Annotated in this window: 13 protein-coding genes; 5 read left to right on the top strand and 8 right to left on the bottom strand. The window is 56.8% G+C overall.

Features of this window, described 5'->3' with window-relative positions; all coding sequences use genetic code 11:
* Positions 1-166: 166 nt before the first annotated feature.
* The 4 genes from ubiG to yfaE all read left to right on the top strand — a co-directional run bounded on the left by ubiG (position 167) and on the right by yfaE (position 5,141).
* Positions 167-892: a bifunctional 2-polyprenyl-6-hydroxyphenol methylase/3-demethylubiquinol 3-O-methyltransferase UbiG gene (gene ubiG / locus OXR04_RS00495; protein WP_009089062.1), complete on the top strand. Its 726-nt coding sequence runs from the start codon at positions 167-169 to the stop codon at positions 890-892.
* A 494-nt stretch (positions 893-1,386) separates the two neighbouring features.
* Positions 1,387-3,672, top strand: a complete 2,286-nt coding sequence (nrdA, locus tag OXR04_RS00490) for a class 1a ribonucleoside-diphosphate reductase subunit alpha (protein WP_009089060.1) — start codon at positions 1,387-1,389, stop codon at positions 3,670-3,672.
* A gap of 75 nt (positions 3,673-3,747) precedes the next feature.
* Positions 3,748-4,878: a class Ia ribonucleoside-diphosphate reductase subunit beta gene (gene nrdB, locus OXR04_RS00485; RefSeq protein ID WP_009089058.1), complete on the top strand. Its 1,131-nt coding sequence runs from the start codon at positions 3,748-3,750 to the stop codon at positions 4,876-4,878.
* A 2-nt stretch (positions 4,879-4,880) separates the two neighbouring features.
* Positions 4,881-5,141, top strand: a complete 261-nt coding sequence (gene yfaE / locus OXR04_RS00480; RefSeq protein ID WP_009089055.1) for a class I ribonucleotide reductase maintenance protein YfaE — start codon at positions 4,881-4,883, stop codon at positions 5,139-5,141.
* 272 nt (positions 5,142-5,413) lie between these two features.
* Here the strand turns inward: yfaE and OXR04_RS00475 are convergent, their stop codons facing one another.
* Both OXR04_RS00475 and elaB read right to left on the bottom strand, forming a co-directional pair.
* The gene (locus OXR04_RS00475; protein ID WP_267371813.1) at positions 5,414-6,610 is read right to left on the bottom strand and encodes a nicotinamide mononucleotide deamidase-related protein YfaY; all 1,197 of its coding nucleotides are present in this window, start codon (positions 6,608-6,610) and stop codon (positions 5,414-5,416) included.
* A gap of 197 nt (positions 6,611-6,807) precedes the next feature.
* The gene (gene elaB / locus OXR04_RS00470; protein WP_009089050.1) at positions 6,808-7,119 is read right to left on the bottom strand and encodes a stress response protein ElaB; all 312 of its coding nucleotides are present in this window, start codon (positions 7,117-7,119) and stop codon (positions 6,808-6,810) included.
* Between the two features lie 334 nt (positions 7,120-7,453).
* On the opposite strand from elaB, the gene OXR04_RS00465 reads away from it, so the two are divergent.
* Entirely contained in the window at positions 7,454-9,112 is a 1,659-nt protein-coding gene (locus OXR04_RS00465) for a glucan biosynthesis protein (RefSeq protein ID WP_033736167.1), read from the top strand.
* Between the two features lie 32 nt (positions 9,113-9,144).
* Here OXR04_RS00465 and OXR04_RS00460 read toward each other — a convergent pair whose 3' ends face one another.
* The 6 genes from OXR04_RS00460 to nuoJ all read right to left on the bottom strand — a co-directional run bounded on the left by OXR04_RS00460 (position 9,145) and on the right by nuoJ (position 15,605).
* The gene (locus tag OXR04_RS00460) at positions 9,145-9,603 is read right to left on the bottom strand and encodes a GNAT family N-acetyltransferase (protein WP_267371817.1); all 459 of its coding nucleotides are present in this window, start codon (positions 9,601-9,603) and stop codon (positions 9,145-9,147) included.
* Positions 9,604-9,730: 127 nt separating this feature from the next.
* On the bottom strand, positions 9,731-11,188 hold the full coding sequence (gene nuoN / locus OXR04_RS00455) for an NADH-quinone oxidoreductase subunit NuoN (protein ID WP_046102270.1): 1,458 nt from the start codon (positions 11,186-11,188) through the stop codon (positions 9,731-9,733).
* A 6-nt stretch (positions 11,189-11,194) separates the two neighbouring features.
* On the bottom strand, positions 11,195-12,715 hold the full coding sequence (gene nuoM, locus OXR04_RS00450; protein WP_009089040.1) for an NADH-quinone oxidoreductase subunit M: 1,521 nt from the start codon (positions 12,713-12,715) through the stop codon (positions 11,195-11,197).
* A 207-nt stretch (positions 12,716-12,922) separates the two neighbouring features.
* Positions 12,923-14,758 carry an NADH-quinone oxidoreductase subunit L gene (gene nuoL, locus OXR04_RS00445; RefSeq protein WP_009089038.1) on the bottom strand — a complete coding sequence of 612 codons (1,836 nt, stop codon included), beginning with the start codon at positions 14,756-14,758 and terminating at the stop codon, positions 12,923-12,925.
* Positions 14,755-15,057 (bottom strand): NADH-quinone oxidoreductase subunit NuoK, encoded by a 303-nt coding sequence (nuoK, locus tag OXR04_RS00440; protein ID WP_003854236.1) that lies wholly within the window; start codon positions 15,055-15,057, stop codon positions 14,755-14,757. The genes nuoL and nuoK overlap by 4 nt, the downstream gene beginning before the upstream one ends.
* Positions 15,054-15,605: an NADH-quinone oxidoreductase subunit J gene (nuoJ, locus tag OXR04_RS00435; protein WP_267371832.1), complete on the bottom strand. Its 552-nt coding sequence runs from the start codon at positions 15,603-15,605 to the stop codon at positions 15,054-15,056. Before nuoJ ends, nuoK begins: the two co-directional genes overlap by 4 nt.
* Positions 15,606-15,614: the final 9 nt, after the last annotated feature.

The raw sequence follows: 15,614 nt of genomic DNA, 5'->3' as shown, positions 1-15,614 counted from the left end.
CCCTCTACTTAATCCCGGATTTTAAAGGTGCGAAAGTATATCACACTGCAATGCTCTGGTGAACGTTAACCACCGATTTCACCCGCTTTTCCTTGTGCCTGAAAGGTGTGCCATCGGCGGTTAAGCGTTTATACTGTGGGGACATTTTGTCAGGAGTTACGATTCAATGAATGCACAACCGCAGAATCATCAGCAGAACGTCGATGCACAGGAAATTGCCAAGTTTGAGGCCGTTGCCTCGCGCTGGTGGGATCTGGAGGGTGAATTTAAACCGTTGCACCGCATTAACCCGCTGCGACTGGGCTATATCGCGGAGCACAGCAACGGTTTGTTTGGTAAAACCGTGCTCGACGTCGGCTGCGGCGGCGGCATTTTAGCCGAGAGCATGGCGCGCGAAGGTGCGGTAGTGACCGGGCTGGACATGGGAGCGGAACCTCTGGCGGTCGCACGTCTGCATGCCCTTGAGAGCGGCGTCACGCTGGACTACGTGCAGCAGACCGTAGAAGCGCATGCGGAAGAGAACGCCGGAAAATATGATGTGGTGACCTGCATGGAGATGCTGGAGCACGTTCCGGACCCGCGCTCGGTGGTGCACGCCTGTGCGCAGCTGGTTAAGCCGGGCGGCGAGGTCTTCTTCTCCACGCTGAATCGCAATCCCAAAGCCTGGCTGCTGGCGGTGTTTGGCGCAGAATATGTGCTGCGCATGGTGCCACGCGGCACCCATGACGTGAAAAAGTTTATCCGTCCCTCTGAGCTGCTCGGCTGGGTCGATGAAACCACTCTGCGTGAACGTCACATCATTGGCCTGCACTACAACCCGGTGACCAACCGCTTCAAACTGGCACCCGGCACCGACGTCAATTATATGGTGCACACCCACCGCGCCCGCTAAGTCTCCGGCCCGCCTCTTTCTCCGGCGGGCCTTCTCCCCGCTCAGACCGCCACGCCATTCTGATATCTGCCAGTCACTTAGCTCAGGCTGGCCCTGACAGATTTCACCTGCCCGCCCGCCTTTTCTGCCAGAGCCGCAGAGCGCTAGCGGCTTTTGCGCAATTTTCATCCCTTTTTCTGCGCACATCTGAGGATTGAATAAGAAATACGCGTCCGATCAAATTAACAAAAAAAAGTGTGATCGGGTTGACAGGGTGTCAGGCCTTATAAGGCGTGGGCTAAGAATTTTCGCCAGAATTACAACCCCTCCCGTCATCATTTTTTGCTCTTGTTAACCCGCCGCAAAATACTAAAATATGCCTCCATGTAGTTGCAGGTTTTCCCATCACCCCCTAGATGTTGTGTTTATCCACATATTATTCACAATGAATATGCTGTGTATAAACCGGGATTTCTTTTAATTTTTGGATACTCACGCAAAGGTAAAAACGCGACATGAACCAGAGTCTGCTCGTTACTAAACGCGATGGCCGCCAGGAGCGCATTGATCTCGACAAAATTCACCGTGTGCTGGACTGGGCAGCTGAAGGGCTGAACAACGTCTCAGTGTCACAGGTGGAGCTGCGTTCCCATATTCAGTTCTATGATGGCATCAGGACCTCTGACATTCATGAGACCATCATCAAGGCCGCAGCAGACCTCATCTCTCGCGATGCCCCTGACTATCAGTACCTGGCTGCCCGCCTGGCAATCTTCCACCTGCGCAAAAAGGCGTATGGTCAGTTTGAGCCACCAAAGCTCTATGACCAGGTCGTCAAAATGGTGGACCTCGGCAAATATGACCGCCACCTGCTGGAAGATTACAGCCCGGAAGAGTTTGCGCAGATGGACGAGTTCCTCGACCACTGGCGCGACATGAACTTCTCCTATGCTGCCGTAAAGCAGCTCGAAGGCAAATATCTGGTGCAGAACCGCGTCTCCGGTGAAATCTACGAGAGCGCGCAGTTCCTCTACATCCTGGTCGCCGCCTGCCTCTTCTCTGGCTATCCGCGCGACACCCGCATGGATTACATCAGACGTTTCTATGATGCGGTTTCGACCTTTAAGATCTCCCTGCCGACACCCATCATGTCGGGCGTGCGTACCCCGACGCGTCAGTTCAGCTCCTGTGTCCTGATCGAGTGCGGCGACAGCCTGGACTCAATCAACGCCACCTCCAGCGCGATCGTGAAATATGTCTCTCAGCGTGCCGGTATCGGCATCAACGCCGGTCGCATCCGTGCGCTGGGCAGCCCGATCCGCGGCGGTGAAGCGTTCCACACCGGCTGTATCCCGTTCTACAAACATTTCCAGACTGCGGTGAAGTCCTGTTCTCAGGGCGGCGTTCGCGGCGGTGCCGCCACGCTGTTCTACCCGATGTGGCACCTGGAAATCGAAAGTCTGCTGGTGCTGAAAAACAACCGTGGTGTTGAAGGCAACCGCGTGCGCCACATGGACTATGGCGTGCAGCTCAACAAACTGATGTACCAGCGCCTGCTGAAAGGGGAAGAGATTACCCTGTTCAGCCCGTCTGATGTCCCGGGTCTGTATGACGCCTTCTTCGCCGATCAGGATGAGTTTGAGCGCCTTTACACCAAATATGAGCAGGATCAGAGCATCCGCAAACAGCGTGTCAAAGCGGTCGATCTCTTCTCTCTGATGATGCAGGAACGCGCCTCAACCGGCCGTATCTACATTCAGAACGTCGACCACTGCAACACGCACAGCCCGTTTGACGCCAGCATCGCGCCGGTTCGCCAGTCTAACCTCTGCCTGGAGATCGCGCTGCCGACCAAGCCGCTGGAAGATGTGAACGACGAGAACGGTGAGATCGCCCTGTGTACGCTCTCTGCGTTCAACCTGGGTGCCATTGACAGCCTCGACGATCTGGAAGAGCTCGCGACCCTGGCGGTGCGTGCGCTTGACGCCCTGCTCGACTATCAGGATTACCCCATCCCGGCAGCGAAGCGTGGCGCGATGGGTCGTCGTACCCTGGGTATCGGCGTGATCAACTACGCTTACTACCTGGCGAAGCACGGTGTGCGCTACTCCGACGGCAGCGCCAATGGCCTGACGCACAAGACCTTTGAAGCCATTCAGTATTACCTGCTGAAAGCCTCAAACGCGCTGGCGAAAGAGCAAGGTGCCTGCCCGTGGTTCAACGAAACCACCTATGCGCAGGGCATCCTGCCTATCGACACCTACAAGAAAGATCTGGACGCGATCAGCAACGAACCGCTGCATCTCGACTGGGAAAGCCTGCGTGAAGAGATCAAAACTCACGGCCTGCGCAACTCGACGCTGTCAGCGCTGATGCCGTCTGAGACATCGTCGCAGATCTCCAATGCCACCAACGGCATTGAGCCGCCACGCGGTCACATCAGCATCAAAGCGTCGAAAGATGGCATCCTGCGTCAGGTGGTGCCGGAGTATGAGCGCCTGAAAGATCAGTATGAGCTGCTGTGGGAAATGCCGAACAACGATGGCTATCTGCAGCTGGTGGGTCTGATGCAGAAATTCATCGACCAGGCGATTTCGTCTAACACCAACTACGATCCATCCCGCTTTGCCAACGGTAAAGTGCCGATGAAGCAACTGCTGAAAGATCTGCTGACGGCGTACAAGTTCGGCGTGAAAACGCTCTACTATCAGAACACCCGTGACGGTGCGGAAGATGCTCAGGATGACCTGGCACCTTCTATCCAGGATGATGGCTGCGAGAGCGGCGCCTGTAAAATCTAATGGCCAGGCGGGAGATTCTCCCGCCTCATTCATTTCACGAGGCCACTTCGCTTCCTCTTTTTTTGGACAACTTTTATGGCTTACTCCACCTTCTCACAGAACAAAAATGATCAGCTGAAAGAGCCGATGTTTTTCGGTCAGTCGGTCAACGTGGCGCGCTTCGACCAGCAGAAATATGACATCTTTGAAAAGCTGATCGAAAAGCAGCTCTCTTTCTTCTGGCGTCCCGAAGAGGTCGACGTGTCCCGCGACCGTATCGACTATCAGGCGCTGCCGGAACATGAAAAGCATATCTTCATCAGCAACCTGAAGTATCAGACGCTGCTGGATTCGATTCAGGGCCGCAGCCCGAACGTCGCGCTGCTGCCACTGATCTCGATCCCTGAGCTGGAAACCTGGATCGAAACCTGGGCCTTCTCCGAGACGATTCACTCCCGTTCTTACACCCACATTATCCGTAATATCGTGAACGATCCGGCGCTGGTGTTTGATGATATCGTCACCAACGAGCAGATTCTGGCGCGCGCTCAGGATATCTCACGCTATTACGACGACCTGATTGAGATGACCAACTACTGGCATCAGCTGGGCGAAGGCACGCATCAGGTCAACGGCAAAACGGTTGTCGTCAGCCTGCGCGCCCTGAAGAAGCAGCTTTATATCTGTCTGATGAGCGTCAATGCGCTGGAAGCCATCCGTTTCTATGTCAGCTTCGCCTGTTCATTCGCCTTCGCAGAGCGTGAACTGATGGAAGGCAACGCCAAAATCATCAAGCTAATCGCCCGCGATGAAGCGCTGCACCTGACCGGCACCCAGCATATGCTGAACCTGCTGCGCAGCGGTGAAGACGATCCGGAGATGAAAGAGATTGCGGCAGAGTGCCGTGATGAGTGCTTCGAGCTGTTTAAGAAGGCCGCCGAGCAGGAGAAAGAGTGGGCAGACTATCTGTTCAGCGGCGGCTCAATGATCGGCCTGAACAAAGATATTCTCTGCCAGTACATTGAGTACATCACCAATATCCGTATGCAGGCGGTAGGCCTTGATTTGCCGTTCCAGACGCGGTCAAACCCGATTCCGTGGATCAACTCCTGGCTGGTGTCTGACAACGTTCAGGTTGCGCCGCAGGAAGTAGAAGTGAGCTCCTATCTGGTGGGTCAGATTGATTCTGAAGTGGGCGCTAACGACTTCGACGACTTCCAGCTGTAATCATGAGCCGCGACGTTGTTATTCTGCGCAGCTCCGGCACCCGGCTGGAATGCACGGACGAGCACACGAATCTGCTGACGCTGCTGGAAGCCAACAATCTCTGCGTGGAGTTCCAGTGCCGCGAAGGTTACTGCGGTTCCTGCCGGATGCGGCTACTGAAGGGTGAAGTGCACTACCCGCAGAAGCCGCTGGCCTTTGTGCAGCAGGATGAGATCCTGCCCTGCTGCTGCAAAGCCAAAGGCGAGATTGAGCTTGAGTTGTAACTGAGGTAGCTATCTCTCTGACTGCGACTCTGCCTGAATGCGGGTGAAACTCACCGCAATGGCTAAGTAAAAGCGCAGGGAACCCGGTCAGAAAAGGAAAGCGTCCCGCGCCATGGACGGCGCGGGCCGAGCAGTCAGGGATGACGCTGTTTGCGTCTTTCCGATCTGACCGGGTTCCCTGCGCAGGCTCGATCTGGCAGCCATCAGGGCTAATCTGGCCAGCAGCCAGAATAAAACGGGCGCCTCAGGCGCCCGTTTTATTTTCCCTGTTCTCACTGTCTGATAGTTTCAACCACATCAATCCAGCCGTGACCGGTGCTGACTTCGCTGCCGTGCAACCAGCGGCGCAGCATGTTCATCGCCATCATTGCCACCACCTTCTGCCGCGTCTCCAGGTTGTGACGGCCGGTGCTGAATTTTACCCGCTGTCCGACACTGCCTTCCGGAGTATACAGGGCAATCGCTATCTCTTCCTGATCCAGACTGCCGACAGAAAGCGCCAGCGCCGCCTGCTGCTGCGTGGCGAGCTGGCCGGTGCGGGCAACCTGCTGCTCAAGCGTCTCAGGGCGGGAAGGCAGAATGTCTGCACCGCGCAACGGCACACTGGCGGCAGCCAGTTGCCAGTAGAGCAGTCCGGCGGTGTACTGCTCACTGATCGCCAGCGCTGCACCGCGCTGCGTCAGTTCACGGGCCAGCAGGGCTGGTAAACCTTCGGTGCCTTCAAAAATGGTGCATTCCGCCAGCAGCAGCCGAACCTGCTGCCACGCCTGCTCCATCGCCACACGCTGACTTGCCGGGCCGGTGAGTTTGATCTCGATAATCGGCATGGAGGAGCGATAACCCATCACCACACCCTCGGGCAGCGGCAGCGACTCCAGTTCGGCGGCGATATCACTTTCGCCGCGACCAAAGGTTGTCAGTCGCAGACAAACCGGCGGCTCGGGCGGCGTAAACTTCGCCTTCAGGCGCGGAATGATCTGCTGCTCCACCATAACTTTAAACTCAGAGGGAACGCCGGGCGTGAAAAACATCCAGCAGCGATTGAGCTGCAGGGCAAAGCCACAGGCGGTGCCGACCGGATTATCAATCAGTTCTGCATTGGCCGGGATCTCGGCCTGCTTGCAATTACTCGCCGCCATCACCCGTCCCCGGCTGGCAAACCAGGCTTCCATCTGCTCCAGCCACCCCTGCTGCATCTCCAGTTCCACGCCACAGGCCTGAGCCGCGGCCAGCGCACTGAGATCGTCACTGGTCGGCCCCAGCCCGCCATTCACGATCAGCACATCCGCCTCGTGACTGCGCGCCTGCAGCGTCGCGATCAGCGAATCGAGAGAATCCCCGACCGTGGTGCGGCTGGTCATCGGCAGCCCGTGCTGAAATAGCACATCCGCCAGCCAGGCCGCGTTGGTATCGACGATTTGGCCGTGCAGCACCTCATCCCCGGTTGACAGCATCTCTACTCTGATCACGTCGCATTCTCCTTTTTAACGTTTGCTTTACTTTAGGAACTCCATCAGAGAAACACAATGCGCATTCCCCACTGAGAGCACAGGGCGCTTCAGGCCGGAAAGAGAAAAATGAGGGTTTGCGGAGGCGGGCCGTGCGTTCAGGAAAAACAAAAACGGCGGGTGAGACCCGCCGTTTGATGACTGTCAGGGCGTCGCGATTAACGACGCGCCAGCAGCAGCCCCAGGATCAGACCGGCGGTAGCGCCGATGCCAACACCCTGCCAGGGTTTTTCGTGCACGTAATCGTCGGCACGGTAAGCGGCCTGTTTTGCACGATAGTAGTAGCTATCGGACGCCTGGCTGACACGGGATTTCACATCGTGCAGCGCCTGTTCGGCTTTGCTTTTAAGCTCGATGTACTTCTGGTCAGCCGGATCACCGGATGCCTTCAGTACTTCTTCCAGCGTTTCCGTCAGTAACGCAATATCGTCATCGAGGCCCGTTTCGAATTGATTTGTCTGGTTTACCATCGTTTCCTCCGTGTGAATTGCAAAGCAGTTCATTAACTATAGCCACAATCTGACGCTCTGCCGATTTCCTGCGCCAGGAATCACCTGATTTTTCATTTGTTAACCGGGGCAGCGTCAGGCAGCGCGCCCTTCCCCGTGCAAAGATGCGTAAGACGCAGCGGCAGAGACGCAATTTCGCTTCGCTTCTTTGATTAATCTGATAAATTTTAACGGAACTGAATTTTCCAGTTACCCTGCTGTCGTACCCCTCTGTTGCCTGTGATTATCGGGCCATGAAAGTGCATTTTGCACGACAGTCACGACACCCTCGAACAGCTAAGGAATGATCTCTGGCATGAATCGAAGAATGTTTATGAAAGCGTCAATGGCCTTCTCCGCCGTCAGCGGCATGACCGGCCTGTCAACGCTGTTTGCGCAATCCGCCTGGGCAGAAGATGGCATTGCTGACGGAACCGCAGTACGCTTCGATTTCGACGTATTGAAGAAAAAAGCGGCCGCGCTGGCGAAGCAACCCTGGGGCGGCGCACCAGGCGCACTGCCGGAGACACTGGCAACGCTGACGCCGCAGGCGTACAACGAAATTCAGTATGACGCGAATCACTCGCTCTGGAACAACCTGCCCGACCGTCAGCTGGACGTGCAGTTCTTCCACGTCGGCATGGGCTTCAAGCGCCGCATCCGCATGTTCTCGGTTGACAGTGCCAGCCGCGAGGCGCGCGAAATCCACTTCCGTCCTGAACTGTTTAACTATAACGATGCGAAGGTCGATACAAAGCAGCTGGAGGGTAAAACCGACCTGGGCTTTGCCGGTTTCCGCGCCTTTAAGAAACCGGAACTGGCTCGCCGGGATATCGTCTCCTTCCTCGGCGCAAGCTACTTCCGTGCGGTTGACGATACTTACCAGTACGGCCTCTCGGCACGTGGCGTCGCGATCAACACCTTCAGCAACGGTCAGGAAGAGTTCCCCGATTTCACGGCCTTCTGGTTTGAAACGCCAAAGGCGGAAGATACCACCTTTACCTGCTACGCCCTGCTGGATGGCGCGAGCGTCACCGGTGCCTACAAGTTCATCATCCATTGCGAAGAGAAACGCGTGGTGATGGAGGTGGAAAACCACCTGTTTGCCCGCAAAGAGATCCGCCAGATTGGCATCTCGCCCATGACCAGCATGTTCAGCTGCGGCACGAATGAACGCCGCATGTGCAACACCTACCATCCGCAAATCCATGACTCCGATCGCCTGGCGATGTGGACCGGTAAAGGGGAATGGATTGCCCGTCCGCTGAACAATCCGCAGCGACTGCAGTTCAACGCCTACGAAGATGAGAATCCGCGTGGCTTTGGCCTGCTCCAGCTTAATCACGACTTTAAAGATTATCAGGATGTGATTGGCTGGTATGACAAGCGTCCGAGCCTGTGGGTGGAGCCGGTCGGCAAATGGGGCAAAGGTGCGATTAACCTGATGGAGATCCCGACGACCGGCGAAACGCTGGATAACGTGGTCTGCTTCTGGCAACCCGCAGAACCGGTCAAAGCGGGCAGCGAGCTGAACTTCTCCTACAAGCTCTACTGGAGTGGTCTGCCGCCGGTGCGCAGCGGTCTGGCGCGCGTTGACGCCACCCGCACCGGTATCGGCGGTTTCCCGGAAGGCTGGGCGCCTGGCGAACACTTCCCGGAAACCTGGTGCCGTCGCTTCGCCATTGATTTCATCGGGGGTGATTTGCAGGCTGCCGCGCCGAAAGGCATCGAGCCGGTCATTACCGTGTCATCCGGTAGCGTGAAACAGGTCGAGATTCTGTATGTCGATCCGCTGAAGGGTTATCGCATTCTGTTTGACTGGTATCCGAACAGCGACTCGACCGCGCCGGTCGAAATGCGCCTCTTCCTGCGCACCAAAGAGGAGACGCTGAGCGAAACCTGGCTCTATCAATACTTCCCGCCTGCGCCGGATCAGCGGAAATATGTCGATGACCGCCAGATGACGGTCGGCTGATGTAAACAGGCGAGGCTCCGGCCTCGCCTTTTTTATGGCGCGACCTTCCGCATATCGACGTGGGGGATCCCATCTTCCAGATAGACCTCCCCTGTCGCCACAAAACCATGCTGCCCGTAGAAGTTCTCCAGATGGGCCTGCGCAGAGAGAAACAGGTCGCGGCCCGGCCAGTGCTGCTGACAACGGCTGACCGCCTGCTCCATCAGACGACGTCCCAGCTGCGCACCGCGCACCCGATCGGACACGATCACCCGACCGATTTTTACCGGGCCAGAGGCCTCCTCCGGAGACAGCAGGCGCGCATAGGCCACCAGCTGGTCACCGGCCATCCCCAGCAGATGGCGGTTTTCTGCCTGTAAATCTCTGCCATCCACATCCAGATAGGCGCACTGCTGCTCCACCACAAAGACCTGACTGCGTAGCGCCAGCAGCGCATAGAGTTCGGAGGGTGTGAGTTCACGATGGTGTTTATCGAGCCAGCAAATATCCATGATTTCTCCTGAGAAGGCCGGATGGGTTATAGCGACGAGGTCATAACGTCGCGGTTTACAGATGACAGGTCAATGGCAGACAAAAAAATCAGGCCCGGAGGCCTGATTCATCAGAGCGTCATTCCGCTTACATTAGCGGCTGAGCCATCATCACCAGTCTGATTAATGGCTGCGGGTAGACCCCTAACAGCAGCACCAGAATGGCGGAGATCAGCACGACCACACCACCGGCGGTAAACGCCCAGTTAGCTGGCGTATCACGGGTGTGCAGCTCCGGCGGGCTGAGGTAAAGACTGACCGTGACGCGCAGATAGTAGTAAAGACCAATCGCACTGCCCGCCACCACGGCACCGGTCAGCCACCACAGGTGGGCACTGACGCCGGAAGCGATGACGTAGAATTTACCGATAAAGCCCAGCGTCATCGGGATACCCGCCAGCGACAGCATCATCACCGTCATGACCGCAGAGAGAATCGGACGATGCCAGAACAGGCCACGGTAGGAGTAGAGCGAGTCCGCATCCGGGCCACGATACGGGCTGGACATCAGACTGACCACACCAAACGCGCCCAGGCTGCTGAACAGGTAACCGGCCAGATAAACCCCGGACGTTTCCATCGACAGCTCATGATCTTTCACCGCAATCAGCGCCACCAGCAGATAACCCAGGTGGGCGATGGAAGAGTAACCCAGCAGACGCTTGATGTTGCTCTGCGAAATCGCCATCAGGTTACCGAACAGGATCGATACGAAGGCGATCAGGCCCAGTACCGTGCGAACGGCCTCGCTGTCGGTCACCGGCGCATACATGAAGAGACGCATGATGACACCGAAGATGGCGATCTTGCTGGCGGTTGCCAGGAAGGTCGACACCGGCGCGGGCGCACCCTGATAGACATCAGGCGTCCAGAGGTGGAACGGAACCAGCGAAAGTTTGAAGCCCAGACCGATGATCATCATGCCCAGCCCAACCAGCAGCAGGGGCTCCTGAATCATGCTGTCGGTCAGACTCTGACCCAGCGCAACGAAGCTCAGGTTGCCGGAGTCGGCGTAGATCAGCGCGATACCAAACAGCAGGAACGAGGAGGCCGCCGCGGAAAGAATGGTGTATTTCAGCGCCGCTTCCAGCGAACGTTTCTGGCGGAACGCATAGCCGATCAGACCAAACAGCGGCAGCGACAGCAGCTCAATCCCGATGAACAGCGCCGCCAGATGGTTGGCACTGGCCAGCACGATGCCACCCAGGGCCGCAATCAGCACCAGCAGGTAGAACTCATCTTTGTTGTCCGGGAAACCGGCCAGCCACGGATAGGCAAAGGTGCAGGTCGCCAGGCTCGCCAGCATCACCAGCGCGGTGTAGAACATCGAATAGCCATCGACACGCAGCAGCGGCGTGACATCCATTGCGCCGACCTGACCGACAAAATAGAGCGACAGCAGCGCCAGGTTCAGGCCAACGACCGTTAGCGTGGCGTTAACGAAGTGGTTGCGTCGCCAGGCAATGGACAGCATCACAACCACCACCGTCAATCCGACGATTAACAGCGGCAGCAACGCAATCAATTGGTGAGGAGTTATTGTCATGGCGAATTACGGCCTTGTAGTTGAAATTGAAGCGGTAAACCACTGCTGAATATTGCTCATGGCAGCGTGCGAAGTATCCAGAATCGGCTGTGGATAGACGCCCAGCAGCACCAGCAGCACCACCAGAACCCCGATGGTCATGAACTCACGCGGTGACATGCCTGGCAGCGGATCTTTTGATTTCGCTTCGCCGTAGTAGGCGCGCTGCATCATGACCAGCGAGTAAACGGAGGCGAACACCAGACCAAAGGTGGAGATGATGATAATCGTCGGCACCACCTGGAAACTGCCCGTCAGGATCATGAATTCGCCGACGAAGTTACCGGTACCCGGCATCCCCAGGTTGGCGACAGCAAAGAACAGCGACAGGCCCGGAATCCATTTGATGCGTGACCAGAGTCCGCCCATCTGACGCATATCACGGGTATGCAGACGCTCATACAGCTGACCACACAGGATGAAGAGCGCGGCAGCCGAGAGACCATGTGCAATCATCTGGATCACCGCACCCTGCAGCGCCAGCTGGCTGCCGGTGTAGATAGCAATCAGCACAAAGCCCATGTGTGAAATCGAGGTATAGGCAATCAGACGCTTGATATCGGTCTGCGAAAACGCCATCCAGGCACCGTAGAAGATCCCGATGATGCCCAGCCACATAGCAACAGGCGCAAACTCTGCCGAGGCGTTCGGGAACAGCGGCAGGCTGAAACGCAGTAAGCCATACGCTGCGGTTTTCAGCAGGATGCCCGCCAGGTCAACAGAACCCGCCGTCGGCGCCTGACTGTGCGCGTCCGGCAGCCAGCCGTGCAGCGGCACCACCGGCATTTTCACCGCGAAAGCGATAAAGAAGCCCAGCATCAGCAGATATTCAACACCATGTGTCATCGGCGTCTGCAGCAGCTGCTCATAGTTGAACGTCCAGACGCCGGTTGCGTTGAAGTGGACAAACACCAGTCCCAGAATCGCAATCAGCATAACCAGACCTGACGCCTGGGTGTAGATGAAGAACTTGGTTGCAGCGGTAATACGGGTTTTGCCGTCGGAGGCTTTATGACCCCAGAGCGCGATGAGGAAGTACATCGGCACCAGCATCATTTCCCAGAAGAAGAAGAACAGGAACATATCGATGGAGAGGAACACACCGATGACGCCGCCCAGGATCCACATCAGGTTGAGGTGGAAGAAGCCCTGATACTTTTCAATCTCATTCCAGGAACAGAGCACCGCCATCAGACCGAGCAGACCGGTCAGCACCACCATCAGCAGCGACAGACCGTCGATAGCTAAATGGAAGCTGATGCCGAAGCGTGGGATCCACGGAACGGAGAAACTTGACTGCCACTGCGGAATGCCCGCTGCCTGCGTCAGTGAATAGCCTCCCTGCAACCAGAGTTGCAGTGAAAGCGCCAACGTCAGCCCCATGGTGATCAGCGCGATCCAGCGTGGCACCTTCGCGCCGAGGCGCTCGGTCAGCCAGCAGATCAGACCGCCGACGAAGGGTATGATAATTAGCCAAGGTAATAACACGGCACACTTCCCTTTTATGACCTTTTCTGAGCTATCTTACTTGCCATTTTCATTCCCGGCAGTGCTCGCAATCCTCACATACTTCAGTATGCTCCGGTTGCTGTGCGCTGGCGGTAATGAAACTGGCTGCGACGATAACGCTCATTACTCAGGTAATTTTTGACATTCTTAATTGGGGTGAGGTAACTCACCCCCGCTCATCAATCTTTACATCACCAGCAGCAGAGCCAGCACCAGCACGGCACCCACGCTCATTGACGCAACGTACCAGCGCAGGTAGCCATTCTCACTGACGACCAGGCCTTTGTTGGCAATACGTGACAGCAGTGCAGGCAGGTTCATCAGGCCATTCAGTGGGTCGCGCTTCAGCAGCCACGCAATACCCAGGTAAGGTTTGACGAACACTTTATCGTAGAGCCAGTCGAAGCCCCAGGCGGCAAACCACCAGGTGCCGAAGAAACGGCCAGGTGCACTGTTTGCAATCCGGGTGACCAGTTCACGTTTGCCCAGCCACAGCGCGGCAGCGATCAAAATGCCGACAATCGCGACAACGCCTGAGGTGATTTCCAGCCCCACTTTGCCCGCTTCGCCGAACTCACTGGCTGGCAGGACACCCGCCAGCGGTGGCGTGATCAGCGCACCAATAAAGGTGGAGAGCAGCAGCAGCACAATCAGCGGCAGATGATGGGTAATCCCCTTACCGGCATGCGCATGAATTTTCTCTTCGCCGTGGAACACGATAAAGATCATGCGGAAGGTATAGATTGAGGTCAGGAATGCCCCGACCAGTCCGGCCACCATCAGATTGATGTGACCGTTAGCCAGTGCGCCAAACAGGATCTCATCTTTACTGTAGAAGCCCGCGGTGACCAGCGGCAGGGCCGCCAGGGCCGCGCCACCCACCAGGAAGCAGGTGTAGACCAGCGGAATACTTTTACGCAGGCCGCCCATTTTGAAGATGTTCTGCTCATGATGGCAGGCCAGAATGACCGAACCAGAAGAGAGGAACAGTAACGCTTTAAAGAAGGCGTGCGTCATCAGATGGAAAATCGCCGCATCCCACGCCTGAACACCGAGTGCCAGGAACATGTAGCCAATCTGGCTCATGGTGGAGTAAGCGAGCACGCGTTTGATATCGGTCTGTACCAGCGCAGCAAAGCCCGCCAGTACCAGGGTAATCGCCCCGACAATCCCTACCAGATGCAGCACTTCCGGCGTCAGCAGGAACAGACCGTGGCTACGGGCAATCAGGTAGACGCCCGCGGTGACCATGGTCGCGGCGTGGATCAGTGCTGAAACCGGTGTCGGACCGGCCATGGCGTCTGCCAGCCAGGTCTGCAACGGCAGCTGAGCCGATTTACCGACCGCGCCACCCAGCAGCATCAGGGTTGCCCACTGCAGCATATGGTTGTCTGCGGCAAAGTGCGCCGGTGCCAGCGCCATCATCTCACGGAAGTTCAGCGTGCCCAGCTCGTTGTAGAGGATGAACAGGCCGAATGCCAGGAAGACGTCGCCCACGCGGGTGATGATGAACGCTTTCATCGCCGCTTTGCCATTTTCCGGATTGCTGTAGTAGAAACCGATCAGCAGATAGGAGCAGAGCCCTACCCCTTCCCAGCCCAGATACATCAGCATCAGGTTATCGGCCAGCACCAAAACCACCATGCTGGCGATAAACAGGTTGGTGTAGGCGAAGAAGCGGGAGTAGCCCTCTTCACCCCGCATGTACCAGGAGGCGAACATGTGAATGAAGAAACCCACACCGGTTACCACAGACAGCATCGTCAGCGACAGGCCATCCAGCGCCAGGTTCACCTTCATGTCGAAGTTGCCGACATGCATCCAGGTCCAGAGCGACTGGGTATAAGCCTGCTGACCGTTTGCGAAGAAGTCGAAACCGATCATCGCTGTGGTCAGGGCCGCCAGGCCTACCGATCCCATACCAATCGTGGCCGACAGGTTCTCTGACCAGCGACCGCGGGAAAACGCTAACAGCAGAAAGCCGATTAGCGGAAACAAGACAGTTAAATAGAGAAGATTCATCCGCGCATCTCGCTCACAGTATCAATGTTCAGCGTCTGACGACGACGATAGAGCTGAAGCAGCAGCGCCAGACCAATACTGGCTTCCGCTGCCGCCAGGCTGATGGCCAGGATATACATCACCTGTCCGTCGGCCTGACCCCAATAGCTCCCGGCAACCACCAGGGCTAACGCGGCGGCGTTGATCATGATTTCCAGGCCGATCAGCATAAACAGCAGATTGCGGCGGATAACCAGCGACGTGAGTCCAAGGACAAACAGCACGGCAGCCAGAATCAATCCATGTTGTAACGGGATCATGCGCTCTCCTTTTTCGCCGGTGCGGCGTCAGCAGGACGGTTGCTCAGGACTTCACCCTGGCGCTCTTCACGACCGATATGGAAGGCCACGACCAGACCGGCCAGCAGCAGCATCGACGCCAGCTCTACCGCGAGGACGTACGGACCAAACAGGCTGATACCGACCGCTTTAGCGTCGATAATCGTGCCGTCAATACCCTGGTCATTGGCGGTCAGGATGGCGTAGACCATCACCACCAGCAGCAGCAGCGACACCAGGCCCGGACCGATCCAGAGTGAGGGGCTGAGCCACTCGCGCTCCTGTTTCTGCGTCTGTTTGCCCAGGTTCAGCATCATCACGACGAAGACGAACAGCACCATGATCGCGCCGGCATAGACGATGATCTCCAGCGCACCCGCGAAATAGGCTCCCATTGAGAAGAAGACGCCGGCGATCGATAACAGCGAAACGATCAGGTACAGCAACGCATGTACCGGATTGGTGTGGGTAATGACGCGCAACGTCGTCAGCACCGCCACCAGTCCGCAAAGATAAAACGCAAATTCCATGCCTTGCTC

This window comes from Pantoea sp. GM_Pan_3, assembly GCF_026541045.1.
Classification (GTDB): Bacteria; Pseudomonadota; Gammaproteobacteria; order Enterobacterales; family Enterobacteriaceae; genus Pantoea; species Pantoea anthophila.
Note: the sequence above shows the minus strand (reverse complement) of the source record. Positions and strands in the feature narration are given on the sequence as shown.